The 24,876-nt window shown below is 67.5% G+C and carries 21 protein-coding genes; 13 read left to right on the forward strand and 8 right to left on the reverse strand.

Annotated elements, in window-relative coordinates:
* Nucleotides 1-106: 106 nt before the first annotated feature.
* Nucleotides 107-511: a winged helix-turn-helix transcriptional regulator gene (locus AC1REM_RS03535; protein ID WP_492513351.1), complete on the forward strand. Its 405-nt coding sequence runs from the start codon at nucleotides 107-109 to the stop codon at nucleotides 509-511.
* Between the two features lie 2 nt (nucleotides 512-513).
* Here AC1REM_RS03535 and AC1REM_RS03540 read toward each other — a convergent pair whose 3' ends face one another.
* From AC1REM_RS03540 to AC1REM_RS03550, 3 genes are read right to left on the reverse strand one after another with little or no spacing between them, the layout of a single operon-like run.
* Entirely contained in the window at nucleotides 514-981 is a 468-nt protein-coding gene (locus AC1REM_RS03540) for a nucleoside deaminase (RefSeq protein WP_492513352.1), read from the reverse strand.
* A gap of 43 nt (nucleotides 982-1,024) precedes the next feature.
* Nucleotides 1,025-1,675, reverse strand: a complete 651-nt coding sequence (locus tag AC1REM_RS03545; RefSeq protein WP_492513353.1) for a YigZ family protein — start codon at nucleotides 1,673-1,675, stop codon at nucleotides 1,025-1,027.
* Nucleotides 1,676-1,706: 31 nt separating this feature from the next.
* Nucleotides 1,707-3,455, reverse strand: coding sequence for a 2-isopropylmalate synthase (locus tag AC1REM_RS03550; RefSeq protein ID WP_492513354.1), 1,749 nt, complete (start codon nucleotides 3,453-3,455; stop codon nucleotides 1,707-1,709).
* A 184-nt stretch (nucleotides 3,456-3,639) separates the two neighbouring features.
* Here AC1REM_RS03550 and AC1REM_RS03555 point away from each other — a divergent pair, with 184 nt between their 5' ends.
* Nucleotides 3,640-4,308 carry a FadR/GntR family transcriptional regulator gene (locus AC1REM_RS03555; protein WP_492513355.1) on the forward strand — a complete coding sequence of 223 codons (669 nt, stop codon included), beginning with the start codon at nucleotides 3,640-3,642 and terminating at the stop codon, nucleotides 4,306-4,308.
* A gap of 30 nt (nucleotides 4,309-4,338) precedes the next feature.
* Here the strand turns inward: AC1REM_RS03555 and AC1REM_RS03560 are convergent, their stop codons facing one another.
* The 3 genes from AC1REM_RS03560 to AC1REM_RS03570 all read right to left on the reverse strand — a co-directional run bounded on the left by AC1REM_RS03560 (nucleotide 4,339) and on the right by AC1REM_RS03570 (nucleotide 7,118).
* Nucleotides 4,339-5,259 carry a DUF808 domain-containing protein gene (locus tag AC1REM_RS03560; protein ID WP_492513356.1) on the reverse strand — a complete coding sequence of 307 codons (921 nt, stop codon included), beginning with the start codon at nucleotides 5,257-5,259 and terminating at the stop codon, nucleotides 4,339-4,341.
* Between the two features lie 66 nt (nucleotides 5,260-5,325).
* The gene (locus AC1REM_RS03565; RefSeq protein WP_492513357.1) at nucleotides 5,326-6,132 is read right to left on the reverse strand and encodes an arginase family protein; all 807 of its coding nucleotides are present in this window, start codon (nucleotides 6,130-6,132) and stop codon (nucleotides 5,326-5,328) included.
* Nucleotides 6,129-7,118 (reverse strand): acetylxylan esterase, encoded by a 990-nt coding sequence (locus tag AC1REM_RS03570; protein WP_492513358.1) that lies wholly within the window; start codon nucleotides 7,116-7,118, stop codon nucleotides 6,129-6,131. The genes AC1REM_RS03565 and AC1REM_RS03570 overlap by 4 nt, the downstream gene beginning before the upstream one ends.
* A gap of 228 nt (nucleotides 7,119-7,346) precedes the next feature.
* Between AC1REM_RS03570 and AC1REM_RS03575 the strand changes: the two genes are divergently transcribed.
* From AC1REM_RS03575 to AC1REM_RS03605, 7 genes are all read left to right on the forward strand, one after another.
* Nucleotides 7,347-8,447, forward strand: coding sequence for a LacI family DNA-binding transcriptional regulator (locus tag AC1REM_RS03575; RefSeq protein ID WP_492513359.1), 1,101 nt, complete (start codon nucleotides 7,347-7,349; stop codon nucleotides 8,445-8,447).
* Nucleotides 8,444-10,069, forward strand: coding sequence for an FAD-dependent oxidoreductase (locus AC1REM_RS03580; protein ID WP_492513360.1), 1,626 nt, complete (start codon nucleotides 8,444-8,446; stop codon nucleotides 10,067-10,069). Before AC1REM_RS03575 ends, AC1REM_RS03580 begins: the two co-directional genes overlap by 4 nt.
* A 40-nt stretch (nucleotides 10,070-10,109) precedes the next feature.
* Nucleotides 10,110-11,417 (forward strand): ABC transporter substrate-binding protein, encoded by a 1,308-nt coding sequence (locus AC1REM_RS03585; protein WP_492513361.1) that lies wholly within the window; start codon nucleotides 10,110-10,112, stop codon nucleotides 11,415-11,417.
* 6 nt (nucleotides 11,418-11,423) lie between these two features.
* Nucleotides 11,424-12,371 (forward strand): carbohydrate ABC transporter permease, encoded by a 948-nt coding sequence (locus tag AC1REM_RS03590; RefSeq protein ID WP_492513362.1) that lies wholly within the window; start codon nucleotides 11,424-11,426, stop codon nucleotides 12,369-12,371.
* On the forward strand, nucleotides 12,361-13,311 hold the full coding sequence (locus tag AC1REM_RS03595) for a carbohydrate ABC transporter permease (RefSeq protein WP_492513363.1): 951 nt from the start codon (nucleotides 12,361-12,363) through the stop codon (nucleotides 13,309-13,311). The genes AC1REM_RS03590 and AC1REM_RS03595 overlap by 11 nt, the downstream gene beginning before the upstream one ends.
* 115 nt (nucleotides 13,312-13,426) lie before the next feature.
* Nucleotides 13,427-15,742 carry a beta-xylosidase family glycoside hydrolase gene (locus AC1REM_RS03600; protein WP_492513364.1) on the forward strand — a complete coding sequence of 772 codons (2,316 nt, stop codon included), beginning with the start codon at nucleotides 13,427-13,429 and terminating at the stop codon, nucleotides 15,740-15,742.
* A gap of 128 nt (nucleotides 15,743-15,870) precedes the next feature.
* Nucleotides 15,871-17,514: an MFS transporter gene (locus tag AC1REM_RS03605; RefSeq protein WP_492513365.1), complete on the forward strand. Its 1,644-nt coding sequence runs from the start codon at nucleotides 15,871-15,873 to the stop codon at nucleotides 17,512-17,514.
* On the opposite strand, the gene AC1REM_RS03610 is transcribed toward AC1REM_RS03605, so the two are convergent.
* Nucleotides 17,503-20,205, reverse strand: a complete 2,703-nt coding sequence (locus AC1REM_RS03610; RefSeq protein ID WP_492513366.1) for a cation-translocating P-type ATPase — start codon at nucleotides 20,203-20,205, stop codon at nucleotides 17,503-17,505. The two genes, AC1REM_RS03605 and AC1REM_RS03610, sit on opposite strands and share 12 nt — an antisense overlap.
* 161 nt (nucleotides 20,206-20,366) lie before the next feature.
* Between AC1REM_RS03610 and AC1REM_RS03615 the strand changes: the two genes are divergently transcribed.
* A complete protein-coding gene (locus tag AC1REM_RS03615) occupies nucleotides 20,367-21,860 on the forward strand; it encodes an MATE family efflux transporter (protein WP_492513367.1) in 1,494 nt (497 codons plus the stop codon).
* Nucleotides 21,861-21,888: 28 nt separating this feature from the next.
* Nucleotides 21,889-22,833: a DMT family transporter gene (locus AC1REM_RS03620; RefSeq protein ID WP_492513368.1), complete on the forward strand. Its 945-nt coding sequence runs from the start codon at nucleotides 21,889-21,891 to the stop codon at nucleotides 22,831-22,833.
* Here the strand turns inward: AC1REM_RS03620 and AC1REM_RS03625 are convergent.
* The gene (locus AC1REM_RS03625; RefSeq protein WP_492513369.1) at nucleotides 22,796-23,596 is read right to left on the reverse strand and encodes an alpha/beta fold hydrolase; all 801 of its coding nucleotides are present in this window, start codon (nucleotides 23,594-23,596) and stop codon (nucleotides 22,796-22,798) included. The genes AC1REM_RS03620 and AC1REM_RS03625 overlap by 38 nt on opposite strands.
* A 158-nt stretch (nucleotides 23,597-23,754) precedes the next feature.
* Between AC1REM_RS03625 and AC1REM_RS03630 the strand changes: the two genes are divergently transcribed.
* On the forward strand, nucleotides 23,755-24,453 hold the full coding sequence (locus tag AC1REM_RS03630) for an acyl-CoA synthetase (protein WP_492513370.1): 699 nt from the start codon (nucleotides 23,755-23,757) through the stop codon (nucleotides 24,451-24,453).
* Nucleotides 24,450-24,809 (forward strand): hypothetical protein, encoded by a 360-nt coding sequence (locus tag AC1REM_RS03635; protein ID WP_492513371.1) that lies wholly within the window; start codon nucleotides 24,450-24,452, stop codon nucleotides 24,807-24,809. The genes AC1REM_RS03630 and AC1REM_RS03635 overlap by 4 nt, the downstream gene beginning before the upstream one ends.
* Nucleotides 24,810-24,876: the final 67 nt, after the last annotated feature.

Genomic DNA, 24,876 nt, shown 5'->3' on the forward strand with positions numbered 1-24,876 from the left:
GTAATCCTTGGTAAGTCAGTTACGATTTGTTAGCTACCCCATGATGCGTGATCATCCGGGCGCGTACAAAAGGCACACGCGTGTGCCGTAGCGACAGGGATGTGCCATGACCGACGTGCAGATTGAGGCGCCGCGCAGCGCCTACGAGGACTCCTGCCAGCACGGTGCCGACTTCGCTCGGGCCGTCCGCGACGTGCTCAACCGCATCGGCGACAAGTGGTCACTGCTCGTCATCGCCACCCTCAACGACGGGCGGCTGCGCTTCTCTGAGCTGCGTCAGCACATCCCCGGAATCTCCCAGCGGATGCTGACGCTGACGCTGCGGCAGCTGGAACGCGACGGACTCCTGACGCGCACCGTGCACGCCGAAGTTCCCCCACGGGTGGAGTACGAACTGACGCCGACGGGGGAGACCCTCATCGGCCCGGCGACGCTGCTCGCCGACTGGGCGGTCGCGAACCACCCGCAGATCGAGGCGTCACGCGCGGCCTACGACGCCTCGCACGCCTGACGTCAGTACTCGGCGCGACCCGGATTCTCCGCCCAGGCGGAGAAGGGATCGAAGAACGTCGTGGTCTCACCCCGGCGCCACGGGACATCCCAGGTTGAGTAGTCCGCGCCCACGAGGTTCCAGAAGTGGCGGTCGTCGAAGCCTCCACGCGCTGCGTCTTCACGGTCTGCGGCGAACACCACTTCGTCGACGCGCGCCCACAGCGCCGTCGTGGCGCACATCGGACACGGTTCGCACGAGCTGTACAGCACGCAGCCCTGCAGCGAGAAGGTGCCGAGCGCCTGGGCCGCGCGGCGGATCGCCACCACCTCGGCGTGTGCGCTCGGGTCGTTGTCGCGGGTGACGCGGTTCTCGCCGGTGGCGATGACCTCGCCGTCCTTCACGATCACGGCGCCGAAGGGCCCTCCGCCGTCGGCCACGTTCGCGACGGCGATGTCGATCGCGCGCTGAAGGAAGGGGGAGTCGGTCATCGCTGTGCTCCTCGGCTCGGGTGATTCGAGTGTATCGACCAGATCAGGCGGGAACGTCGATGATGCGCTCGGTGCCGGTGATCGGTTGGACGGCACCGCCGGATGCCTCGGCGAGGTCCGCCGCGAAGCGCTCGAGTTCCGGCGCGGGAACCCACAGTTCGAGCATCGCCTTCGCGCCGTAGTGGGTCTCACCGAGGGTCGCGCCGTGCTGCGCAGCCCAGGCGCGCACGAGGTTGTCGTAGCGTCCGGCATCCGCGTGAGCGACGTCGAACGTGACCTGGGTGAGCGCCTCTCGTCGCAGCAGGGTCGCGTGATCCAGCGCATACGAGACCGCTGACCCGTAAGCGCGCACCAGGCCGCCGGCGCCGAGCTTGATCCCTCCGAAGTAGCGGGTGACGACCGCGACGACGTCAGTGAGCTCACGCCGCCGCAGCACCTCCAGCATCGGGATGCCCGCGGTTCCCGAGGGTTCGCCATCATCCGACGAGCGCGCCTGATCGCCGAGCAGCCCGGTCACCATCGCCGTGCAGTTGTGCCGCGCATCCCACGCTCGCTTGCGGACAGCCGCGATGACAGCATCCGCCTCTGCCACTGAGGAAACCGGCGCGATGTGAGTGATGAACCGCGACTTCTTGATGACCAGTTCGTGGTCGACCGCCGCCGCGATGGTCTGCGGGTAGCGGCGGGCGGTCACCTCATCACGATACCGAGGGCGCGGGCGGGAGTCAGGTCGTCGCGGTCGCTGCTCGAAGAACCGCATGGAGAGACGCGGTGAGGACAGACCGGTCCTTTGCCGCCACCCACCCACTGCCCACGGCGTTGCGGTACTCGACGATCGTCACCGCTTCGCTGGCGCTGCCGACACCGATGCTGGTCTGGTGGAGGCCGAGGACGTCGACGCGCACTCCGATTCCCTCAAGCGCGGCCGTCAGCGCTTCGATGGGGCCGACGCCGTCATGGCGGGTCACGTTCTCGTCGCCCGCGGCCCGGAGGGTGATGGTCGTCGCCGGACCATCGAGCTGGAATCCCGCGAGCTCGACGGAGGTGGTCGTCTCGGCGAGATAGGCGGCCTCGAAGATGTCCCACACCTGCTCAGCGGTGATCTCCCCACCCGTCTGATCGGCGTGCTGCTGCACGTGGCGGGCGAGATCGATCTGCAGCCGGCGGGGCAGCTCGATGCCGTACTCCGTCTCCAGCAGATAGGCGATGCCACCCTTACCGGACTGGGAGTTCACGCGGATGACCGCGTCGTAGCTGCGCCCGATATCGGCGGGGTCGATCGGCAGGTAGGGCACCCGCCACGCGACCTCTGACGCGGGGCGGCCCTCCGCGACAGAGCGGGCGCGGTGTTCGACGAAGCCCTTTCTGATCGCATCCTGATGGGTGCCGGAGAAGGCCGTGTGGACGAGGTCTCCCACGTAGGGGTGGCGCGGGTGGATCTCGATCCGGTTGCAGTGCTCGACCGTGCGGCGGATCTCGTCGATGTCGGAGAAGTCGATCATCGGGTCGATCCCCTGAGCGTGCATGTTCAGTGCGAGTGTCGCGAGATCGACGTTGCCTGTGCGCTCGCCGTTGCCGAAGATGCATCCCTCGACGCGCTGCGCGCCCGCGAGAACGGCGAGCTCGGCGCAGGCGATGCCTGTGCCGCGATCGTTGTGCGGGTGCACCGAGAGGATGACTGCGTCTCGGCGCGAGAGGTTCTTGTGCATGTACTCGATCTGATCGGCGTACACGTTGGGGGTCGCGGCCTCGACCGTCGCCGGAAGGTTCAGGATCACGGGGCGTTCCGCCGTCGCATCCCACAACGTTGTCATCGCATCGCAGACCTCAAGCGCATAGTCGGGCTCCGTGAGGTTGAACACCTCCGGCGAGAACTCGAACCTCACGTGAGGCAGGTTTCCGGCGAACTCGAGCACGTCCCGGCCGCCGGAGAGGATCAGCTCTGTGAGTCCCGTCCGATCGTGGCCGAGAACGACATCGCGCCAGATCGGTGCTGTGGCGGTGTACATGTGGATGACCACAGGGTTGCGGATGCCGCGGATCGACTCCACCGTGCGCTGGATCAGGTCGCGTCGTGCCGGCGTGAACACCACGATCGTCACGTCCGGCGGTGCGATGTCAGCTTCCGCGATCAGCCGGACGAAGTCGTAGTCGGTCTGCGATGCCGAGGGGTACCCGACCTCGATCTCCTTGTAGCCCATCGCGACCATCAGTTCGAAGAAACGTCGCTTTCGTGCGGGGTCCATCGGCTCGGCCAGCGCCTGATTGCCGTCGCGCAGGTCCACGGGCACCCAGAGCGGCGCCTGCGTGAGACGCGCCTGCGGCCAGTCCCGCTCGGTGAGCGGCACCTCGACGCGGGAGAATACGTCGTCGTACCGGTGGGACGGCATCTGTGAGGGGCGCTGCCGGTTCCACGCCGGTGCATCGACGGGGACAGGCCCGGAAGGGGTGGAGAGCGTGGGGAAAGTGATCATCGGGAGTTCCTCTGCGGAGTCGAAGAAAGTCGACCGGCACGCACTGGCTCCCACGTCGGGGAGCCGGTCTGGCTACACCCCGCCGTGGCGGCGAAGAAGGAGGAACGGGCGGATGAGCATGGCGCCACGCTATCACAACTCCTCAGACAAGTAGATAAGCTGCGCAGTATGGGATACTGAGCCTGTGACCGTCGTGCGCCGTGAATCCCTCGCCGAGCAGGCCGCGGAGCTCGTGCTCGACCGCATCCGAGCCGGAGAGTGGAGCATCGGCGACAAGCTGCCCGGCGAGACCACGCTCGCGCCCCAGCTGGGTGTCGGACGCTCGACCGCCCGAGAGGCGATCCGCATTCTCGCTGGTCGTGGAGTGCTCGCCACCCGTCAAGGTGCTGGCGTGTTCGTCACCGCCTCGGAGGTTCCGGAGAGCTGGGACGACGTCCTTCGGCAGGCCGACATCATCGCGGTCATCGAGGCCCGCATCGCTGTCGAGGTCGAGGCCGCAGCGCTCGCCGCTGTACGGCGAACCTCCGCCGATCTCGAACGACTGCGAAGCGCGCTCGCAGAGAGAGACCGGCATCGGGTCGACATCCCCGCGCACGTCGACACCGACATGGCCTTCCACCGGCACATTGTCGTCGCCGCGCAGAGCCCGGTTCTGACCGAGCTCTTCGACGGCTTCGCGGCCCGTTCACGGCAGGCCATGATCGACATGCTTCGCATCCGTGGTCATCACGGAGACCAAGGCGACCAGGACACGCACCGTCGCATCGTCGAAGCGATCTCCGCGCGCGATGCTGAGGCTGCCGCGGCTCGGACCCGCACCCACCTCACTGCGCTCAAGGACAAGCTCGCCTGACGCGGCAGACCCCTACTGTCGCGATCTGCCCTAGTGGCGGACGAGAGCCTCGGGGGATTCGCCGCCCTCGTGGAACGTCGGCTCCTTGCCGAACAGCTTCACGATGCCGACCACGATGCCCACGATGACGAGTCCGACGACCAGCCCCGCGATCGCCGAGACGACGGTGCCCGCCAGCCACATCGCGAAGCCGCCGAGTGCGGCCAGGGCGTGCTCGGCACCGTGCAGCAGATCCGCCGGGAAGTGCCATCCGACCTCACCGAGGTTCACGAGCACGAGGTGCCCGCCGACCCATAGCATCGCGACGGTGCCGACGATGCTGATGACACGGAACACCGCGGGCATCGACCGGACGATCCTCGTGCCGGTGTGGCGCACGCGCTTGACCGGGTTCTTCGCCATCTTCAGGCCGACGTCGTCGATCTTCACCAACAGCGCGACGGCACCGTAGACGACGCCAGTCATGAGGACCGCGATGACCGAGAGGACCGCGAGCGTCATGCCCAGATCGAGTCCGGGGTCGAGGTTGGCGAGCGAGATGAGCATGATCTCGGTCGAGAGGATCAGGTCGGTGCGGATCGCGCCGAGAACGAGCCGCTTCTCATCGCGGGCGCCCTCTTCGCCGTGGCCGTGCGTCGCGCCGAACCATTCGAGCACCTTCTCGGCACCCTCGAAGCACAGGTACGCGCCACCGACGATGAGCAGGTACGGCAGCACCCACGGTGCGAATGCGGTGAGCAGCAGCGCCACCGGGATGATGATGAGGAACTTGTTCGCGATCGACCCGAGCGCGATCTTGCCGACCACGGGCAGCTCGCGGGCGGGCGTGATGCCCTGCACATACTGCGGCGTCACGGCGGCGTCGTCGATCACGACGCCCGCGGCCTTCGACGATGCCTTCAGGGCCGCCGTCAGAATGTCATCGACAACAGCGAGCAGGCCAACCGACATGTGATTCCCCCCGGGGTCCGTGAACGTCGGAAAGCAACACTATCGGTGCGCGGCGCCTCCCGAGGATCAGACGCCGAGGTGCTGGAAGGTCTCCAGGATCAGCTCGACGCTCAGGTGCTCGGGAACCTCGGATCCGGAGGCCTCGAACTCGGCGAGCTCCACACCGCGGACGGATGCGGCGGGCAGCGCTGCGAAGATCGCGGCGATCTCGTGCGGACGCAGTCCCTCCGGGACCTTGTATGCGGCCGGGATGTAGCCGGGAGTCAGCACATCCCAGTCGACGTGAATCCACACATCGCGGCCGGCCACGAACTTCGCAACCGCCTCGGGCGTGCTCTCTGTGGGCGCCAGTACGGTCACGCCGGCCTCGGCGAGAAGCGCCTGCTCGGCCGGGTCTATGTCGCGCGCGCCCACCAGCGCCACCTGGTGCGGGTTGAGGCCGGCGCCGTGGCCGCTGTCCCACAGGCCGCAGGCCGCAGCGAGAACCATGCCGCCGAGGTAGCCGGAGTCGGTCGTCGCCGGCGTGTGGAAGTCACCGTGCGCGTCGATCCACAGCACGACCGCATCCGGATAGCGGGCAGCGACCTCGGGCAGTGTCGCCAGGCTCGCCGCGCAGGTGTTCGTCGCCAGCACGGGCGTCGTGCCCGCGTCGAGGGCATCGCGAAGTGCGGAGCGAAGACCCGTGAGGGTCTCGGATGCGGCGGGGAGCGCGACGCTCCAATCATCCGTTGCCGGGGCGCTCGGCGTGCCGACGATCACGGGATCGACGTGCAGCAGCGTGCCGAGCGCCTCACCGGTGATGCGGGCACCGGCAAGCGCACCGCCCGTGCGGTCGGCCACGCGGCCCTGATTGATGATGACGGTGCGGGTCATGATGCAGGAATCTCCTGGGGTGCGAGCCGTGCGGCGAGGAACGCGGCCTGGCGCGGCCAGTGCAAGCCTTCGCCGCCCTCGTGCCCATTGAAGTGGTAGTCGGTGATGTCGGCGTACGCCGCCCACGTGTTCTTGGCGGCGTACACGGTGGAGGGCGGGCACACCGCGTCCATGTGCGCGACGGAGAAGAGCGCAGGAGCAGTCGCGCGACGGGCGAAGTTCACCCCATCGAAGTACGAGAGGGTGCGGAAGACGGTCTCACCCGCGTCGCGGTGCACGGCGAGGTAGCGCACGATCTCCTGGTACGGGTCGCGCTCGGTGAGGCCGACGGCGCGCTCGAAGTGGCAGAGGAAGGGGACGTCGGGCATCGCGGCGACGAGGCCGTCGCTGAGTCCTGCTGCGGCGATCGCAATCCCGCCGCCTTGGCTGCCTCCGGTGACCGCGACGCGCGCGGCATCCACGCGATCGAACTCTCGCACCGTGTCGACGGCGCGCACGGCATCGGTGAAGACGCGACGGTAGTAGTAGTCGTCCCGGTGGGCGATGCCCCGCGTCATGAAGCCGGGCGTGGCGCCTCCCGATCCGTGTGGATCGGCCGTGGAGCCACCGGTGCCCCAGCCGCCGCCCTGACCGCGCGTGTCCATGCGCAGGTAGGCGTAGCCGGCGGATGCCCAGGCGAGGCGCTCATGGGGAAGACCGCGACCGCCCCCGTATCCGACGTACTCGACCACCGCGGGGAGGGGTTCTGCGCCGCCGACCGGAAGGATCAGCCAGGCGCTGACGGGGTCGCCGCCGAAGCCGCTGAAGGTCACGTCGTAGACCTCGACGTTCGCCAGAGGTGAGTCGACGCGACGCACGTCGGGAGCGGTCGCCAGCGCACGCGACTCGGCAATCGTGCGCTGCCAGAAGGCGTCGAAATCCGCGGGCTCCGCGACCTCGGGACGGTAGGAGCGCAACTGCTCCAGGGGCAGGTCGAAACGGGGCATCGCGGCTTCCTCACAGACACGGGACGTACCACGGCAGTCTATTGAGTCGTGGAGGGACGCCCGTCGCGATAATACGGATTAGCGCGGCGGATCACAGGCGATCAGCGGATGTCGCGGGCATGTCGCAAGCTCAAAATAATACGCATTATCAAATTGACCTTCTCTTCGCGCTCTGACCAGACTGGCACTCGTGCCCACCCGGGTGTGCGTTGATCAGAGAGGATCACGATGCCGCGTCACCGCTTCACGCAGGCCGATGTCGCCGCCCTCGCCGGCGTCAGCCAGTCGACCGTGAGCTTCGTGCTCAACGGCAACGCCCCGGCCGGTGTGCGCATCTCGGAGGAGACCCGCAAACGCGTGCTCGAGGCGATCCGGATCATCGGATACTCGGCGAATCCTGTGGCCCAGCGCCTTGCCGGGGGACGCAACCAGATCCTCGGCGTGTTCACGTACGAGACCACCTTCCCCCGGGGCGGGCAGGACTTCTACGGCGCCTTCCTCGTGGGGATCGAGCACGCCGCCGAGCAGTTGGGCGTAGACACGCTCCTGTTCACCTCCGCCCGTGTGGTCGATGGCCGCCGCCGGCTCTCGCGCGACGGCTGGCAGCGACTCGGCATCGCTGACGGGTGCCTGCTGCTCGGCCAGCACGAAGACCAGAGCGAACTGCAGCATCTGCTCGACACGAGCTATCCGTTCGTCTTCATCGGCAAGCGAGTGAGCGAGGGGCGACGCCTGCCCTACGTCGGCGCGGACTATGTCACCGCGACCGCACGTCAGGTGGAGCGATTCGTCGCCCTGGGCCACACACGCATCGGCTATGCGGGTTCGCGCGGTTCGGATCAGTCCACGATCGATCGCGTCGACGGATACCGCGAGGCGATGGCGCGCCACGGCCTCCCTTCCCGCTTCGTCGATGTGCACGACGCGGAGGCCGCCGCCGACGAGGTCGTCGAGCGCGGTCTCACCGCCCTCGTGGTCGCTCCGGAGAACTACCTGGAGGACTTCAGCGACGCGCTGGAGTCCCGCGGGCGTCGCATCCCGGAGGACATCTCGATCTTGCTGCTGGGGCAACCCCTGCATCCCGTGCCCCGTGGTCGACGCTGGTCGGGGTTCTCCGTCCCCCGGGAGGAGATGGGCGCACGCGCCCTCGTCCTGCTGTCGCGCATCGTCAACGAGGCCTCCGGGTCCCGCCGTGACGACGCCCGCACCCGACCGCCCGCACTCGACGACGAAGACCTGCATCAGATCCTCGTCTGCCCCGACATCGACGGCGAGACGATCGCCGCCGTACCGCCCCACCCCGCTACACAAGAAGGACATCGTTCGTGACCGCACGTGAACTGACCACCGACGTACTGATCGTCGGAGCCGGACTCGGCGGCGTCGCCGCCGCGCTCGCCGCCGCTGATCGAGGGGCGCGTGTCGTCCTCACCGAGGAGTACCCCTGGATCGGCGGCCAGCTGACCTCGCAGGCCGTGCCGCCGGACGAGCACCCCTGGGTCGAAGAGTTCGGGATCACCGCGCGCTACCGGGCGCTGCGCGACGGCATCCGCGACGTCTACCGACGTCAGTACCCGCTGGTCGAAGAGGTGCGCGAGCGCAAGGACCTCAACCCGGGCGCCGGATGGGTCTCGAAGCTCTGCAGTGAGCCGCGCATCGCCGTCGGCGTGCTGGAGGAGATGCTCGCTCCGCACCGCTCCACCGGTCGGATCACCCTGCTTGAGCGCGTGCGACCGACCGCGGCGACCGTCGAGGGTGACCGCGTCACCTCGGTCACACTGTCGTCGGAGATCGGAGCAGAAGACGTCACGGTCACTGCGCAGTACGTCTTGGATGCGACCGAGACCGGCGAGTTGCTTCCGCTCACCGGCACCGAGTACGTCACCGGCTTCGAAGCACGCTCGGAGCACAACGAGCCCAGCGCTCCCGAGGTGGCACAGCCGAGCAACGTGCAGGCCGTGAGTGTGTGCTTCGCCATGGAGCACGTGGAGGGCGACCACACCATCGAGCGCCCCGCGAACTACGACTTCTGGCGCGACTACGTGCCCTCCGCCTGGCAGGGCGAGAGGATGCTCTCCTGGACCGCACCGAACCCCCGCACCCTCGAGCTCGGAACGCGCGTGTTCGACCCGAACCCGGGCGACGACGCCCTCGCCGTCGATGCGGACCAGTCGAAGAACGCCGGAGACCACAACCTGTGGACCTTCCGTCGTATCGCCGCCCGCGACCTCTTCGAGAAGGGCTTCTACGAGAGCGACATCTGCCTGGTCAACTGGCCGAGCATCGACTACTTCCTGAAGACGTGGCTGGATGAGCCGCGTGAGGTGGAGCTCGCGCGCTATGAAGAGGCCCGTGAACTGAGCCTGTCGATGCTCTACTGGATGCAGACCGAGGCTCCGCGCCCCGATGGCGGTTTCGGCTTCCCGGGACTGCGTCTGCGCCCCGATCTGATGGGCTCGGAAGACGGTCTCGCCCAGGCGCCGTACCACCGCGAGTCTCGCCGCATCCGCGCGCTGACGACGGTCACCGAGAACGATGTCTCCTACGCCGTGCGCGGCGACGAAGGAGCGACCCGCTACGAGGAATCGATCGGTGTGGGCATGTACCGCATCGACCTGCATCCCTCGACCGGCGGCGACACCTACATCGACGTCGCATCCACGCCCTTCGAGATCCCGCTGGGCGCGCTCATCCCGCAGCGGATGACGAACCTGCTGGCCGCCAACAAGAACATCGGCACCACGCACATCACCAACGGCTGCTACCGCCTGCACCCGGTCGAGTGGAACGTCGGCGAAGCCGCCGGGCACCTGGCCGCGTACAGCATCGACCGTGACACCACGCCGCATGCCGTGCACGGCACCCCGGCCCTGCTCGCCGACTACCAGCGTGAGCTCGACGACACCGGCGTCGAGCGGCACTGGCCCGAAGGCCGCGTCTACGCATTCTGACCTGTTTCACCCACCCCACCCACAGCACAAGGAGCAAGGCATGAATCACTTCACGCCCCGTCGCCGGCGCACCGCGCTGGTGGCCGCCGCTGGCATCGCCGCCAGCGCCCTCGTCCTCGCCTCGTGCAGCGGATCTCCCGCTGCCACCGAGACACCGGACGAACCCGTGAGTCTGCGCATGACCGTCTGGACCGCAGACGAGACCCAGCTCGCGCAGTTCCAGGAGATCGCCGACGCCTATGTCGCCGAGAACCCGGAGCTCGTCTCGGACATCACCTTCGAGACTCTGCCGTTCGCGGACTACACCACCTCGCTCACCACCCAGCTGGCCGGAGGCAACGCCCCCGACCTCGGCTGGATCATGGAGAGCTACGCGCCCGAGTTCGTGCAGAGTGGCGCCCTCGCCGACATCAGTCAGACGTTGAAGGACGCCGAGGGATACGAGTACGACGACCTGCTCGCCACTTCGCTCGAACTGTGGCAGAAGGACGACGGCCTGTACGCCTACCCCTTCTCCAACAGTCCCTTCGCGATCTTCGTGAACACGACGCAGATCGCCGCGGCAGGTCAGCCGAACCCCGCCGACCTGATGGCTTCTGGCGACTGGACCTACGAGAACGCCCGCGACATCTCCGCGGCCACCGCCGCAGCGTCCGGCAAGCAGGGTCTCGTCGCGCGTGACTTCGACTTCAAGGTGTGGGAGAACCTCTCCACCATCTGGAACGGCTGGGACGCAGAGCCGTGGCCGGCCGACGGCGCCAGCTGCACGTTCACCGAGCCGGAGATGGTCGAGGCGATGACGTGGATCCACGACGCGATCTTCGTCGACGGCGCCATGCCCGGCCCGGGTGTGACCGCGGACTTCTTCGCCGGTGACGCCGCCATGACGATCACGCAGATCAGCCGCGCCTCGGCCCTGGATGGTTCGTTCGAGTGGGATGTCCTCCCGCTCCCTGCGGGCCCTGAGGGCCAGCAGAACGTGATCGGTCAGGCTGGGATCGGCGTCTTCGCGAACGCGAAGAACCCGACCGTCGCCGCGGACTTCCTCGCGTACTTCACGCAACCGGACAACGCCGAGAAGCTCGCGGCGTTCTTCCCGCCGCCCCGCGAGTCGCTGCTGAACGCGGATGTGCTGGCCGTCGCCAACCCGAAGCTCAGCGCTGAGCAGCTCCAGGCCGTCGTCGTCGACGGAATCCAGGGGGCGGTCACCAAGCCGACGCACGTCAACTTCGCCAAGGTGCAGGACGCCGTGCGCGCCCAGCTCGACGCGATGTGGACCGCGGATGCTGACGTCGAGGCTGTTCTCGACAAGACGTGCTCGACGATCGCTCCGCTCCTGAAGGGCTGAGAACGCATGACCTCCACCGTCGTCGAACAGACGACACGGACCGCGGAGCGGAATGAGGGTCCTCGCCCTCGCCGCTCCGCGGCTGTCCGCGCCGACTGGATCGTGGGTTACACGATGGTCGCGCCCGCTGTGCTCGGCGCACTCGCCTTCGTGATCGCTCCGCTCGTGGCGGTGCTGTGGTTCTCGCTGCACGACTGGAACGTCCTGGCGAACACCTTCGTCTTCTCTGGGACCGACAACTACGAGCGCATGCTCGCAGACGAGGGCCTGAAGGACTCGCTGCTGGCGAGCCTGTGGTTCTCGATCGGGCTGGTCGTGTTCAACATCAGCCTGGCGCTGCTGCTCGCGGTGCTGTTGAACCAGAAGCTCCCCGGCACCACGACGTTCCGCACCTTCTTCTTCTCGCCCGTCGTCGTCTCGCTCGTGGCCTGGACGATCGTCTGGAGCTTCCTGCTGCAGGCCGACGGCGGCATCAACGGCTTCCTGTCGCTCATCGGCATCGAGGGACCGAACTGGCTGCGCGGCGAGTTCACCGCGATGGTCTCGGTGATCGTGGTGCAGCTGTTCAAGAACGTCGGCCTCAACATGATCCTGTTCCTGGCGGCACTGCAGAGCGTGCCTGAGGAGATTCTCGAAGCCGCACGCATCGATGGGGCGGGCGCCTGGCGGCGGTTCCGCTCGGTCACGCTGCCGCTGATCAGCCCGACCATCCTGCTGGTGTCGATCATCACAATCGTCGGCTCGCTCGAGGTGTTCGCGCAGATCGCGGTGCTCACCGGCGGCGGCCCCGGCAACTCGACGACCGTGCTCGTCTATTACCTGTACCAGCAGGCGTTCCGCTTCAACGACTTCGGTTATGCGAGTGCGATCTCCGTGCTGCTGTTCGTCATCGTCCTCGTGCTGACCCTCATCCAGTGGCAGACGCGAAAGAGGTGGGTCTTCCATGAGAACTGAGACACGGATGCCGGATGCCGCAGACACCCTGCCGACGGGGAGCACGACCGCGATCGTGACCGGTTCGCGCGTGCGTCCCCGCGCACGCCGGGCGGGCAGCTCGAAGACGCGCCGCCGACTCACGACAATCGGCTTGGTCGCGCTGCTGACGGTCATCAGCATCCCGTTCATCTTCCCCACGCTGTGGATGGCGACGTCGAGCCTGAAGCCGATGAGCGAGATCCTGCAGAAGGTGCCGACGCTGTGGCCCTCGGATCCGAGCTTCGCGGCGTACGGCGAGGTGTTCCGACTGCAGCCGTTCGCGCAGCAGTACTGGAACAGCCTCTACATCGCCGCCCTCGTGACGATCGGTACGATGCTGGTCGCGGCGATGGCCGGGTACGCGTTCGCTCGCATCAAGTTCCCCGGAGCGAACGCCCTGTTCCTCGTCGTGCTGATCGGGCTACTCGTGCCGTCGGAGGTGACCATCGTCCCGCTGTTCCGCATGGTCAACGCGATGGGGCTCATCAACACCCATTGGCCGCTCATCGTGATTCCGATCTTCGGGGCGCCCGCGGTTCTGGCGATCTTCATCATGCGCCAGTTCTTCCTCGGACTTCCGACGGAGCTCGAAGAAGCAGGGCGTATGGACGGGCTCGGCCGCTGGGGTATCTTCTGGCGGATCGCCTTCCCGCTCGCGCAGCCCGCGCTGGGGGCCGTGGCGATCTTCACGTTCCTCAAGTCGTGGAACCTCTACCTCGAGCCGATCGTGTACCTGTCCAGCAAGGACATGTTCACGCTTCCGCAGGCGCTGACGCAGTACGTCGACGCCTACGGCGGCCCGATGTGGAACGTCCAGCTCGCGGCGACCACGCTCACCGTCATCCCGGTGCTGGCTGTGTTCCTCGTCGCGCAGCGCCAGTTCGTGCAAGGTCTGGCGCACACCGGCCTCAAGGGCTGAGAGAAGGGGCGGGATGATCTCCCGCCCTTTCTTTTCTGACGGCTCCGCCACCGCGGAGGCGCTGTTCGTCGTGTCTGAAATCGCTGTTCTGTATTCACTGTCGAAGGAGATGGTCATGAGAAGAACCTCACCCCGGACCTGGCATCGGCGGCTCTTCGCCGCGGCGCTGGCGACGGCTCTCGGAGCGGGAGGGCTCGCTGCGGCGACACCCGCCGCCGCCGCATCCGCCCCGCAGGCATCCGCGACGTCTGTCGCCCCACCGCCGGAAGGCTGGCCGACCTTCGGCTATCAGGGCGTCATCACCGACAAGTCGCAGATGAGCTACAACCCCACCAACGAGTTCATCTTCCCGACGCTGTTCCACGCGGGGGAGTACTTCGAGAACCCCCTCGGCGAGTGGTACCTGTACACGGCGCCGCACGACGCCCCGGCGGGCATCATCCTGATGTACTCCGACAGCCTCGCTGGACCCTGGACCGAGTACACGGAGAAGGCTCCGCTCATCTCGAACGTCTGGGAGCCGCACTACAAGGTCAGCCACACGTCGAGTCCGGACGCGATCTGGAACGAGGAGGCCGGGAAGATGTTCATGTACTTCCACGGCGAGAACTCGGTCACGCGCTACGCGACCTCCGACGACGGCATCACCTTCGAGTACGGCGGCTCGGTGGTGACGAACGCCATGGGCGGTCCGAACGTCACCGAGACCAGCTACGCGCGCGTCTTCGAGCACCCGGACGAGAACTCCGAGTACCAGTACGGAATGTTCTACATGGGCAACGAGCGCGACAACATCCGTCGTGTGCGGCTCGCCGAGTCCGTCGACGGCGTCACGTGGACGGTCGATCCCGACTACGTCGTCGCACCCGGTGCCGAAGAGGGCGCGAACGTGTCCGGCGGCAACCTGTGGGAGCGCGACGGTCAGCTGTACGTCATCTACCACGGCTCCAGCGGCAAGAGCTATGCGCGCACGATCGATGAGACGCTGCGCCAGGTCGGCGAGGTGCCGATCGTGCTGCACCAGTCGACAGGCATCGGAGTGGATGTCGGACGTGTCGCCGCTCCCGAGATCATCACCGACGACACCGGAACGTACCTGTTCTACGAGTCCGGCGATCGGCTGGGCGCGACCGTCGCCTACGCGAAGGAGGGTGCGGAGCCCGAGGTCGGCCCGATCTTCGAGGGGTTCCCGTCCGATCCGGCGAACCCGGTGTTCGCTGAATGCGCGGCGGACGGCTCGGACGAGTTCACCGCAGGACTCGCTCCCGTGTGGGACCGTGTGGTTCGCGAGGAGTCGGCGCGTCACGCTGTCGAGGATGACGCGCTCGTCATCCCGACCTACACGGGCGGGGTCGCTGCGGCGCCGCTGCTGCAGCAGGAGCTGCCCGAGGGGGCATGGCAGGTCACGACCGAACTCGACATCGCCGCGACGCAGAAGTTCCAGCAGGGAGGGATTCTGCTCTACGCGAGTGACACGCACTACGTAAAGCTCGGAATGGGACGCGCGACGCCCGGCCCGACGGTCGAGCTCGTCTTCCACCGGAACGGTGTGAACCGGCAGGATTCGCGTGCTCCCGAGGTCGCGGGCGCGACGAAGATCTGGCTGCGCCTCACGAATGATGGCGCGCAGGTGCAGGCGTCCGTCTCCTACGATGGCGCGACCTTCGCAGACTTCGGGCGTCCCGTCGAGTCACGCGACATGGCATTCACGCACATCGGACCCTTCGCGTTCCGTGGGGCGACGGAGGCGGCGGAGATGCCGGCTCGCTTCGATTGGTTCCGCTTCTCACCGAGCGCAGAGCAGTACGAAGAATGCCAGAACGCGGAGCCGCCGCTGCCCGCGGACAACGAGACTGCCACGCCCAGCGCGGGCGTCCTCTCTTCCACGAGCGGTTGGGCGACCGGTCTGCATGACGGTACGTTCGACCTGCGCTGGAACCTCTGGTGGGGCGCGAACGCATCGCGCGTGAAGGTCTATGAGAACGGTGCGCTGATCCACACGGGTGATCTCACTGCGGCGGGGCCTGCGGCGCAGATTGTCACGGTTCCGATCTCGGGCCGCGTGAACGGCGAGTACGTCTACACGGCGGAGGTCATCAACTCGCAAGGCGTTTCGCAGCCGCAGCCGCTCACGGTCACCGTGAAGGATGCGCTGCCCGGCATCCCGAAGCTCGCGCTCGCAAAGACCCCCGCTCCGGGGGAGGTCCGAATCGTCGCGAACATGTGGTGGGGTACCAACGCCTCCGCGTGGCGTCTGCTCGAGGACGGCGTCGTCGTTTCCGGGGGCGAACTCGCGGCGGTGACTCCTCAGGCACAGCGCGTAGAGGCTGTGCTGGAGGGTCGTGCTCCGGGAGCGCATGACTATGTGATCGAGTTCGTGAACGCCGCTGGCGTCACCGCCAGTTCGCCGATCACGGCGACGATCACCTAGTCCAGGAGGGGACGGCGCTCGGAAGCATCCGGGTGCCGTCCCTCTTCTATCTGTACAACTCCACCGTTTGAATGATTCGCATCCCGTGGCGGACGCGGCAGACTGCAGGCAGACGGAGAGGATTTCGCATGCATGCAGTGACCGCGGACAAAGCACGGGCGCAGGCGCCGAGTCGCCGCGACTGGATGGCGCTCGCCGTCCTCGCCGCAGGACTCGGAATGATCGTCCTCGACGGAACGATCGTCGGTGTCGCATTGCCGGCGATGATCGAGGATCTCGGGCTCACCCTCACCGATGCGCAGTGGGTCAACAGCCTGTACGCCGTGCTGCTGGCGGCGCTGCTCCTGTCGACAGGCAAGCTCGCAGACAGCTGGGGGCGCAAGCGTCTGTTCATCGCAGGCCTCCTCGTGTTCATGCTCGGCAGCGTGCTCGCCGCGATGGCATCGGATGCAGGCCTGCTCATCGCGGCGCGCGCCGTGCAGGCCGTCGGCGCCGCACTCATCATGCCTTCGACGCTGTCCACCGTGAACGCGGTGTTTCGCGGGAGGTACCGGGCGGCCGCGTTCGGCGTATGGGGTGCAGTCATCTCGGGTGCGGCTGCGATCGGGCCGCTGGCGGGTGGGGCGCTGACGCAGTGGGCGGGCTGGCACTGGATCTTCCTCGTGAACGTGCCGCTCGGGCTGATCGTGCTCGTCGCGGCCCTGTTCACCGTCCCGGAGACACGCGCGGTCAAGAAGCTCCCGGGGGCCGATGTCGACGGGGCGCTGCTGAGCGCGATCGGCTTCGGCGCGCTCGTGTTCGCGGTGATCGAGGGGCCGGACCTCGGGTGGTGGGCGCCATCGGGCGACCTGCAGGTCTTCGGATGGAAATGGCCCACGGATGCCCCGGTGTCGGCGGTTCCCGTCGCTTTCGCGATCGCGGCGGTGGCGCTGACGCTCTTCGTGATCTGGGAACGCCATCGTGAGCGCGTGCAGCGTTCGGCGCTGCTCGACCTCAACCTCTTCGTGCTCCCGACCTTCTCCTGGGGAAACCTCACGGCGGCGATGGTCGCGGTCGGCGAGTTCGCGATCATCTTCGTCCTGCCGCTGTTCCTCATCAACGCGCTCGGCCTCGATGTGATGGGTGCGGGTCTCGTCCTCGCCGCGATGGCCATCGGCGCGTTCCTCTCCGGCGCGGCCGCACGGCATCTCGCTGTGCGGTTGGGGGCGCCGGGCACGGTGCTGCTGGGCCTCGGCCTCGAGGTGGTCGGCGCGATCGTCATGGCACTGCTGCTCACGAGCACGAGTCCCGGATGGCTGATCGCCGTGCCGCTGATCGTCTACGGCCTCGGGTTGGGTCTCGCTTCCGCGCAGCTCACCGGAACGGTGCTGCGCGATGTGCCGGTGGATTCCTCGGGGCAGGCGTCCGCGACGCAGAGCACTGTGCGGCAGATCGGCTCCGCGCTCGGCACGGCTTTCGCGGGCGCGGCGTTGTCGGTCGCTCTCGCGATCACTCTGCCGGGCTCGCTCGCGGCGGCGGGCTTCAGCGGATCATCCGCCGATGCGCTCGCAGAGAGCACCCGTCAGTCTGCGGGCGCCGTCATCGGTCAGCTGCGCGATCAGGGAGAGGCGAGCACGCTCGGTGACCAGACGGCGGCGGCCGTGGACGCCCTCGCGGCGGGATTCGCGGATGCCACCCGCTGGGCGATCCTCATCGCCAGCGCGTTCCTCATCCTGGGCTTCCTCGGTGCGCTGATGCTGCGCCGCGCCTCGCGAAGCACCTCAGCGGAGTGACGCCGTGCGGCGCAGAATCGCCTTCTGTGCCTCAACGACGAGCGGCACGATGACGGCCAGGGCGAGAACGGTGAGCCATTCGCTGCCGCTGAGCGACACGGTGCCGATCAGTCGCTGCAGGAAACCGAGCTCGACGCAGGCGACCGTCATGACCGCAGGGATCGCCAGCCACTTCAGCGCATTGGCGATCGGCGAGACGAACCCTGAGCCGGGGGAGCGACGCATCGCCAGCCCGCCGAGGATCGCACCGAAGCTCGCCACCGCGAAGGCCATCGTCACTGGGACGCTCGGCTGCTCGCCGTGGAGCTCGTCGGCCCGGGTGAGCAGCGGCGTGATGGTCGTCGCGGCGATCACTGCACCGAACAGCAGCCACTGCAGCACGGCACCCGGGTGCGAGAGCGTGACCTTCGGATCGCGTGGTGGACGCGACATGATGTCGTCAGGAACCGGGTCGAGCAGGATGACGATCACGGGGAACATGGTCGTGAAGAAGTTGAGGAACAGCACCATGAGGGGTGTCATGGGCACGCCCTCGTTGATGTTGAAGATGCTCGCGGTGAGGAACAGGATCACGAGCGAGAACAGCAGCGACATCTGGAAGCGCGCGTAGCTGACGATCTTCTCGTAGATCGACCGGCCCACCGTGATCGCGGTGATGAGGGTGCCGAAGTTGTCATCGGTGAGGATCATGTTGCCGGCCTGCTTGGTCACCTCGCTGCCCGAGCCCATCGCGACGCCGACGTCTGCCTGCTTGAGTGCCGCGGCATCGTTCACCGCGTCGCCGGTCATCGCGACGATCTCACCGGACTCCTGCATGAGCCGTGCGATGCGCAGCTTGTCCTCTGGCGTCACGCGGCCGAAGACGTGGATGTTCGGAAGTTGCGCGCTCAGCTCCGCGTCGCTCATCGTACGCAGGTCGCTGCCGCTCGCAGCGCCGGGGCCCAGATCGAGCTGCGCGCCGATCGCCGCGGCGGTGATCGCGTGGTCACCGGTGATCATGCGCACCTCGATGCCGGCCTCGTGCGCCGTCCGCACGGCGTCGACGGACGAGGGCCGCAGGGGATCGATGATGCCCACCATCCCGACGAAGACGAGGTCCTCGACGGCGCTCATGGGGTTGGCGGTCATGGCCGCCTCAAGCGCATCGTCGGCGCGGAAGGCGAACGCGAGCACCCGCAGTCCCTGCTCGGATAGCTCTCGCTGTGCCTGCTCGATGCGGGCCCGTTCCTCTTCGATGTCCACGTGTGTGCCGTCGGCGGTCATGGCCTTGGAGCAGCGGGCGAGCACGACATCCACTCCGCCCTTGACGACGCTCAGCAGGCGCTCCTCCCCGCGCACAGGGGCGTGGTGGAACGTCGCCATGAACTTGTACTCGGAGTCGAAGGGCACCTCGGCCACGCGGGGGTACTCGCGGCGGGTCAGCTCGGCATCGACGCCGAGCTTCGCGGCGAGCACGATCAGTGCCGCTTCTGTGGGATCGCCGATGACGACGCCGGTGTCGGAGACGGTCGCATCGCTGCAGAGGCAGAGACCGTAGGCGAGGGCGGTGAAATCAGGCACCGTGGTGCCTGCGGCGCCGCGGATCTCGCCCTGCTTGGAGTAGCCGCCTCCGCTCACGGTGAACCACTCGTGTGCGAAATAGAGCTTCTGCACCGTCATCTCGTTGAGGGTCAGAGTGCCCGTCTTGTCGGAGTTGATCGCGCTCGTGGCGCCCAGTGTCTCGACGTCAGCGAGGTTCTTCACGACGGCGCGATGATCGGCGAGCATCTTTGCGCCGTAGGCGAGCATCCCCTGCACGAAGGTCGGCATGCCGGAGGGGATCGCCGAGATCGCCATCGAGATCCCGAGCAGCAGCAGCGCCTCGAAGGGCTGCTGGCGGGCCACGCCGATCACGACGATGATCGCCACGGCGCCCCAGGCGATGAGGGCCAGCACCTTGGTGAGCGAGCGCAGCTCCCGCTGCAGGGGCGACAGCGTCGGCTCGACGGCGGCGAGCAGTTCGGCGATTCGACCCATCTGCGTCGCGGCGCCCGTATCGGTCACCACGACGGTGGCGGTGCCGCGCGTGATCTGCGTGTTCTGGAAGACCATCGAGCTGCGATCGCCGAGTGTCGCATCGGTATCGGCGACTACGTCAACGCCTTTGTCAACCGGTGCGCTCTCACCGGTGAGCGCGGCCTCCTGCGCCTCGAGCCGCGCCGCGCGGAGGATGCGCGCATCCGCGGGCACGAGGTCTCCCGCCTCAAGCAGGACGATATCGCCGGGAACGAGCTCCGAGGCCGGGATCTCCTGCGTCGATCCGTCTCGCACCACGCGGGCGTGCGGGATCTGCAGGTCTGAGAGGGCGTCGACCGCGGCACGCGCCGACATCTCCTGCCGCGCCCCCATGACGACGTTGACGACCACGAGCAGGCCGACCATCACCGCGACGGGGATCTGATCGATGAAGCAGCTCACGACAGTGACGGCGATGAGCATGATGTTCATGGGATCCACGAGCAGGCGCAGCGCGATCTGCCAGAGCGAGGGCCCCCGTTCGGCGGGGATCGTGTTGCTGCCGTACCGCTCTCGCCGCTGGGTGACCTCGCTCGAGGAGAGCCCAGTGGTCGGATCGACGCCGAGGGCCTCGGCCACGGCTTCCGCGGGGCGGGCGAACCAGACGTCAGGCTGGTCGGAGGTGGATACAGTCATGTGCGTCGCCCTTCGCAGGAGTATGCGGTCAGTCTTGCGCACGCCACGGCGGGGCGGAAGACGAATGTCCGTGTTCCGTGTTGTCGAATCGATTCGATAGAATCGAGCAACGGTGCCGCATCCGACACCCCACATCCCCCGTTTCTGTTCTGCGAGCACCCATGGCTACCTCCCTGACCACTGGCCGCCCCTGGCGCGTCATCCTGGCCTTCTCGATCCCCCTGCTCATCGGCAACGTCGTGCAGCAGCTGTACCAGTTCGCCGACGCGATCGTCGTGGGCCGCCACCTCGGAGTGAACTCGCTCGCCGCCGTCGGTGCGACCGGAAGTCTGCTGTTCCTGCTGCTCGGCTTCGCCTGGGGTGTGACCTCTGGCTTCGCGATTCCCACCGCGCAGGCCTTCGGGGCGCGGGATGCGGCAGGGGTTCGGCGTTCGGTGGCAGCGGGGACCGTGCTCACCGGCATCCTGAGCATTCTGCTGACCATCGTCGCGCCGCTCGTCAGCGAACCTGCGCTTCGCCTCATGCAGACGCCGCCCGAGCTGCTCGCCGAGGCGACCGTGTTCACGCAGATCAGCTTCCTGGGCGCGAGCGCCATGATGGCCTTCAACTACCTGGCCGCGATCGTCCGCGCGATCGGCGACTCGCGCACACCGCTCATCTTCCTGTCGATCTCGTGCGTGCTCAACGTGGGCCTCGTCGTGCTCATGGTCGGCCCGCTCGGATGGGGAGTCGCGGGCGCAGCTCTTGCGACCGTCGTCGCCCAGGTCGTCTCCGTGCTCATGTGTCTTGAGTTCGTGCGTCGCCGCCTGCAGGACCTCAAGGTCTCGCGCGCGGATTTCCGTGCCGTCACCAAGGCCGACCTCGGCGAGCACCTGCGCATCGGACTGCCGATGGGCTTCCAGGCCTCGATCATCGCGATCGGCACGCTCACCGTGCAGGTGGCGCTCAACACCCTCGGTGCGGATGCCGTCGCCGCCTACACGACCGGATCCCGCGTCGATGGTCTCGCCGTCGCGCTGCTGTCCTCGCTCGGACTCGCGGTGTCGATGTACGTCGCGCAGAACCACGGCGGCAAGCGCCCCGACCGCATCCGCAAGGGCGTGGTCGAGGCGACCTGGATGTCGATCATCGCAGCCGTCGTCCTCGGTGCGCTGCTCGTGGCCTTCGGCACCCCGATGATTCGACTTTTCGTCGGCGAAGGTTCTGACAACGTCGTCGAGATGGCGCACCTCATGCTCATCATCAACGGCCTCAGTTACTCCGCGCTCGCCGTGCTGTTCGTGCTTCGCGGCGCACTGCAGGGGCTCGGCCACACGCTCATCCCCACTGTGACCGGCGTCGTCGAGCTCGTCATGCGCGTCGCCGCGGCCATCATTCTCGGGGCGCTGCTTGACTTCGCGGGTGTCGCGCTCAGCAACACCCTTGCCTGGGTGGGCGCCGCTGCGCTGCTGATCCCCGCGTACATCAAGGAGCACCGCCGACTCGCGAAGCTCCCGGTCGAGCCGGACGAGCCGACGCTCACGACGCCCATCGCGATCGTCGGGCCCGTCGACGGTTCGATGAATGTCGACGCCGTCGTGACCACGACCCAGCCGATCGCCATCCTCAAGAAGCCGTCGAAGCGGATGCTGCGCCGTCGCGAACCGCAACGGTGAGCTCGCTCCGCGCGACTAACGTTAAGCGGTGACATCCGCACCCCTTCGCTCCCGCCTGCGCTGGAGCGGCCTGAGCCGACAAGAGCTCGCGCTCATCGTGATCACCGTCTTCTGGGGCGGAACGTTCCTGATCGTGCATACGGCGATGGATCACAGCGGTCCGATGTTCTTCGTCGGGGTGAGGTTCCTCACCGCGGGCCTGCTGTGTGCCGTGCTGTTCTGGCGGGTGCTGCGAGGCATCCGCTGGCAGGAGATGCTCGCCGGTGCGGCGATCGGCGCCGCCATCTTCGGTGGCTATGGTCTGCAGACCGCGGGACTGCAGACCATCGACTCGAGCACCTCTGCCTTCATCACCGCCTTCTACGTGCCGTTGGTTCCGCTGCTGCAGTGGATCGTCTTCCGCAAAGCGCCGCGCGCGCTGACGCTCGTCGGCCTGGCGCTTGCCTTCGTCGGCCTCCTCCTCGTGGCCGGTCCCACAGCTGACGGCTTCGCGTTCGGCGAGGGAGAGATCCTCACCCTGATCAGCACGATCCCGATCGCTGCGGAGATCATCCTGATCAGCCTGTTCACCGCGAAGTTCGACCTGGGTCGGCTCACGGTCGTGCAGCTGCTCACGGCCGGCGTGCTCGGCTTCGCCGCCATGCCGGTCGTCGGCGAGAGCGTGCCCGCGTTCTCCTGGGTCTGGGTGCTCGCCGCGGTTGGCATGGGGGCGGTCAGCGCGCTGATTCAGCTCACGATGACCTGGGCGCAGCGCTCGGTCTCACCGACGAAGGCGACGATCATCTACGCCGCCGAGCCCGTGTGGGCCGGTGTCGTCGGGCGCATCGCGGGCGAGCGCATCCCCGCACTCGCGATCCTCGGCGCGGGGCTCATCATCCTGGGCACGCTGGTCAGCGAGTTGAGGATCCGGCGGCGTGGGGCGGATGCCTCCGGCGTCAGCCCTTCGCCAGAAACTCCAGCGCCGCCTCTTTGAACGCGCGCGACCCCGGCGCGTTGAAGTGATTGCGGCCGGGGATCTCGAAGAACTCACTGTTGGGACAGGATGCCGCCAGTGCCCGTGACCCTTCGATGACGGTGTCTTCCGAGCCGGTCGCGAACAGCGTCGGCGTCGTCGGGGCGTTCGACGCGTCGGGGTTGAGCGTGCGCGAGACGCGCATGCCCTCCGCGAGTGCGAGCAGCGCAGTCAGGTCGTTGCCGGGAACACGCTCGGTCAAGGCGATGTACGCCTGCGTCGTCACATCCTGAACGGGCGTGCCGTCGATGATGTACCCGCGAACCTCGTCGAGATCGAGGCGCTCCAGGGGGATCCCCTCGGGGACGCCACCGAGAATGGCCCGCGAGATGCGGTGCGGCAGGTCGCGAACGACCTCCCACCCCACGCGGGCGCCGAGCGAGTATCCCAGGTACATCGCGTCGTCGACGAGGTAGGTGTCCATGACCGTCTCGACATCGTTCGCGAGGGTGCGCATCGCGTACGCCTCGCCCTCATGAGGTTTGTCGCTCTTGCCATGCCCACGCTGGTCGAGCGCGAGCACGCGGTACCCCTCACGCATCAGGGCCCGTATCCATCCCGTGAGCACCCAGGTGTCGCGCGCGCTGGACGCGAAGCCGTGCACCGCGATGATCACGGGGGCATCGAGTTCGCCCCAGGTGTACGTCGCCAGGCGGGTGCCGTCCGCCGCGTAGACATACTGGGGATCGGGCATTGCGGTGAGTTCAGCGAGAGGTTCAGCCACCCCTCCATCTTGCTCCCTTCTTCGCGGCCGGGATCGGAATCGCTCCCCGGGCATGCTCGGGTGCCCGCTGGCGGATCCGGACCCTTGCAGGAACTCAGGAGATCCCTCACAGCGCGCGCGTAGACTGGGGAGGTACCCCGTCTGTCAGAGGATTGAACATGCCGGCACCTGTTGCCCACACCTTTACAGCGCGCACCGTGCAGTCCCTGCGTGCGCTGTTCGCGGCCGCTGCCGCACTCATGATCACCTTCTCGTCGGATCATTCGGCGCAGGTCGGTCTCGCTGTCTTCAGTGGTTTCGCCGTCGCCACCGCGCTCGTGTGCGTCCTCGCCGCATGGCTCGTCGCCGCATCCGGCAACCGCTGGCCGTGGGTGCTTCTCGCGGCGATCAGCTTCATCGCCGGTATCGCCGGCGGTGTTCCGATGTGGCGCAGCGACGTTCTCTTCTTCGTGCTCGTGATCGTCTGGGCGGCGGCCACCGGCCTGGTCGAGCTCATCGTCGGCATCCGCGGTCGACGCGCGCGCGCCCAGGGAGTCGTGCCCGTTCCGGGCGGTGTGGCCGACGAGACCACGCGCGACGCACTCCTCATCGGTGCGCTCGGCATGCTGCTTGCCGTCGTCCTGCTCGTCGTCCCGGTGCAGTACGCGCTCGACTACTCGATCGAAGGGGCGGGCGACTTCACGCTCACCGGCATCACGATCGCCGTCGGCCTTTTCGGAGGGTACGCGGCCATCGTCGCCGTCATCCTCGGCATCGCCGCCTTCTCTCCGCGCACGACCACCCCAGACCGTGCCGACATCATTACCGAAGCCCCCGCGCCGCGCGCTGAGGCGACCGAAAAGGGAGGCCACGCATGAGCGACAAGACCACCCGCCGCGACCTGCTGCGACCACTTCACCTTCTTCTCATCGCGCTCGCGTGCGGTGTGTTCGCGGCTGTGGTGACGCTGTTCTCCACAGGTGCCTTCACCTCCCGTGTCAACGACCTCATCTCGCGTGGACTGTACGAGGGCCTCACGCCGGTGGCGCTCAGCCTCGTCGTCGGCGGTGCCGCGTTCATCGTGACGCTCCTCGGCCTCGCGATGCTCATGCTCGCCGTCGATCCCGCCGAGGTCACCAAGACCGTCGACCGCCCCGTGCTCTATGACGCGTCCGCCGGTGACGCAGAGGGCGATGCCCCCGCCGGCGGCGCCCCGAAGCCCACGCACCCGTAGGGTCGGCTCACGCTCGGTCACGTGTCCGCACACCTGTGCAACGCAGAAGCGCACGCCCCCATGGGGA

This window comes from Microbacterium sp. GW823-FHT02G05 (assembly GCF_058797175.1).

What these genes read in the sequence shown, in the direction of transcription:
- AC1REM_RS03565 (WP_492513357.1), bottom strand. Translation starts at nt 6,132, where the DNA reads ATGACCCGCACCGTCATCATCAATCAGGGCCGCGTGGCCGACCGCACG.
- AC1REM_RS03630 (WP_492513370.1), top strand. Translation starts at nt 23,755, where the DNA reads ATGCCGGCACCTGTTGCCCACACCTTTACAGCGCGCACCGTGCAGTCC.
- AC1REM_RS03595 (WP_492513363.1), top strand. Translation starts at nt 12,361, where the DNA reads ATGAGAACTGAGACACGGATGCCGGATGCCGCAGACACCCTGCCGACG.
- AC1REM_RS03600 (WP_492513364.1), top strand. Translation starts at nt 13,427, where the DNA reads ATGAGAAGAACCTCACCCCGGACCTGGCATCGGCGGCTCTTCGCCGCG.
- AC1REM_RS03540 (WP_492513352.1), bottom strand. Translation starts at nt 981, where the DNA reads ATGACCGACTCCCCCTTCCTTCAGCGCGCGATCGACATCGCCGTCGCG.
- AC1REM_RS03590 (WP_492513362.1), top strand. Translation starts at nt 11,424, where the DNA reads ATGACCTCCACCGTCGTCGAACAGACGACACGGACCGCGGAGCGGAAT.
- AC1REM_RS03560 (WP_492513356.1), bottom strand. Translation starts at nt 5,259, where the DNA reads ATGTCGGTTGGCCTGCTCGCTGTTGTCGATGACATTCTGACGGCGGCC.
- AC1REM_RS03635 (WP_492513371.1), top strand. Translation starts at nt 24,450, where the DNA reads ATGAGCGACAAGACCACCCGCCGCGACCTGCTGCGACCACTTCACCTT.
- AC1REM_RS03610 (WP_492513366.1), bottom strand. Translation starts at nt 20,205, where the DNA reads ATGACTGTATCCACCTCCGACCAGCCTGACGTCTGGTTCGCCCGCCCC.
- AC1REM_RS03570 (WP_492513358.1), bottom strand. Translation starts at nt 7,118, where the DNA reads ATGCCCCGTTTCGACCTGCCCCTGGAGCAGTTGCGCTCCTACCGTCCC.
- AC1REM_RS03605 (WP_492513365.1), top strand. Translation starts at nt 15,871, where the DNA reads ATGCATGCAGTGACCGCGGACAAAGCACGGGCGCAGGCGCCGAGTCGC.
- AC1REM_RS03585 (WP_492513361.1), top strand. Translation starts at nt 10,110, where the DNA reads ATGAATCACTTCACGCCCCGTCGCCGGCGCACCGCGCTGGTGGCCGCC.
- AC1REM_RS03615 (WP_492513367.1), top strand. Translation starts at nt 20,367, where the DNA reads ATGGCTACCTCCCTGACCACTGGCCGCCCCTGGCGCGTCATCCTGGCC.
- AC1REM_RS03550 (WP_492513354.1), bottom strand. Translation starts at nt 3,455, where the DNA reads ATGATCACTTTCCCCACGCTCTCCACCCCTTCCGGGCCTGTCCCCGTC.
- AC1REM_RS03575 (WP_492513359.1), top strand. Translation starts at nt 7,347, where the DNA reads ATGCCGCGTCACCGCTTCACGCAGGCCGATGTCGCCGCCCTCGCCGGC.
- AC1REM_RS03535 (WP_492513351.1), top strand. Translation starts at nt 107, where the DNA reads ATGACCGACGTGCAGATTGAGGCGCCGCGCAGCGCCTACGAGGACTCC.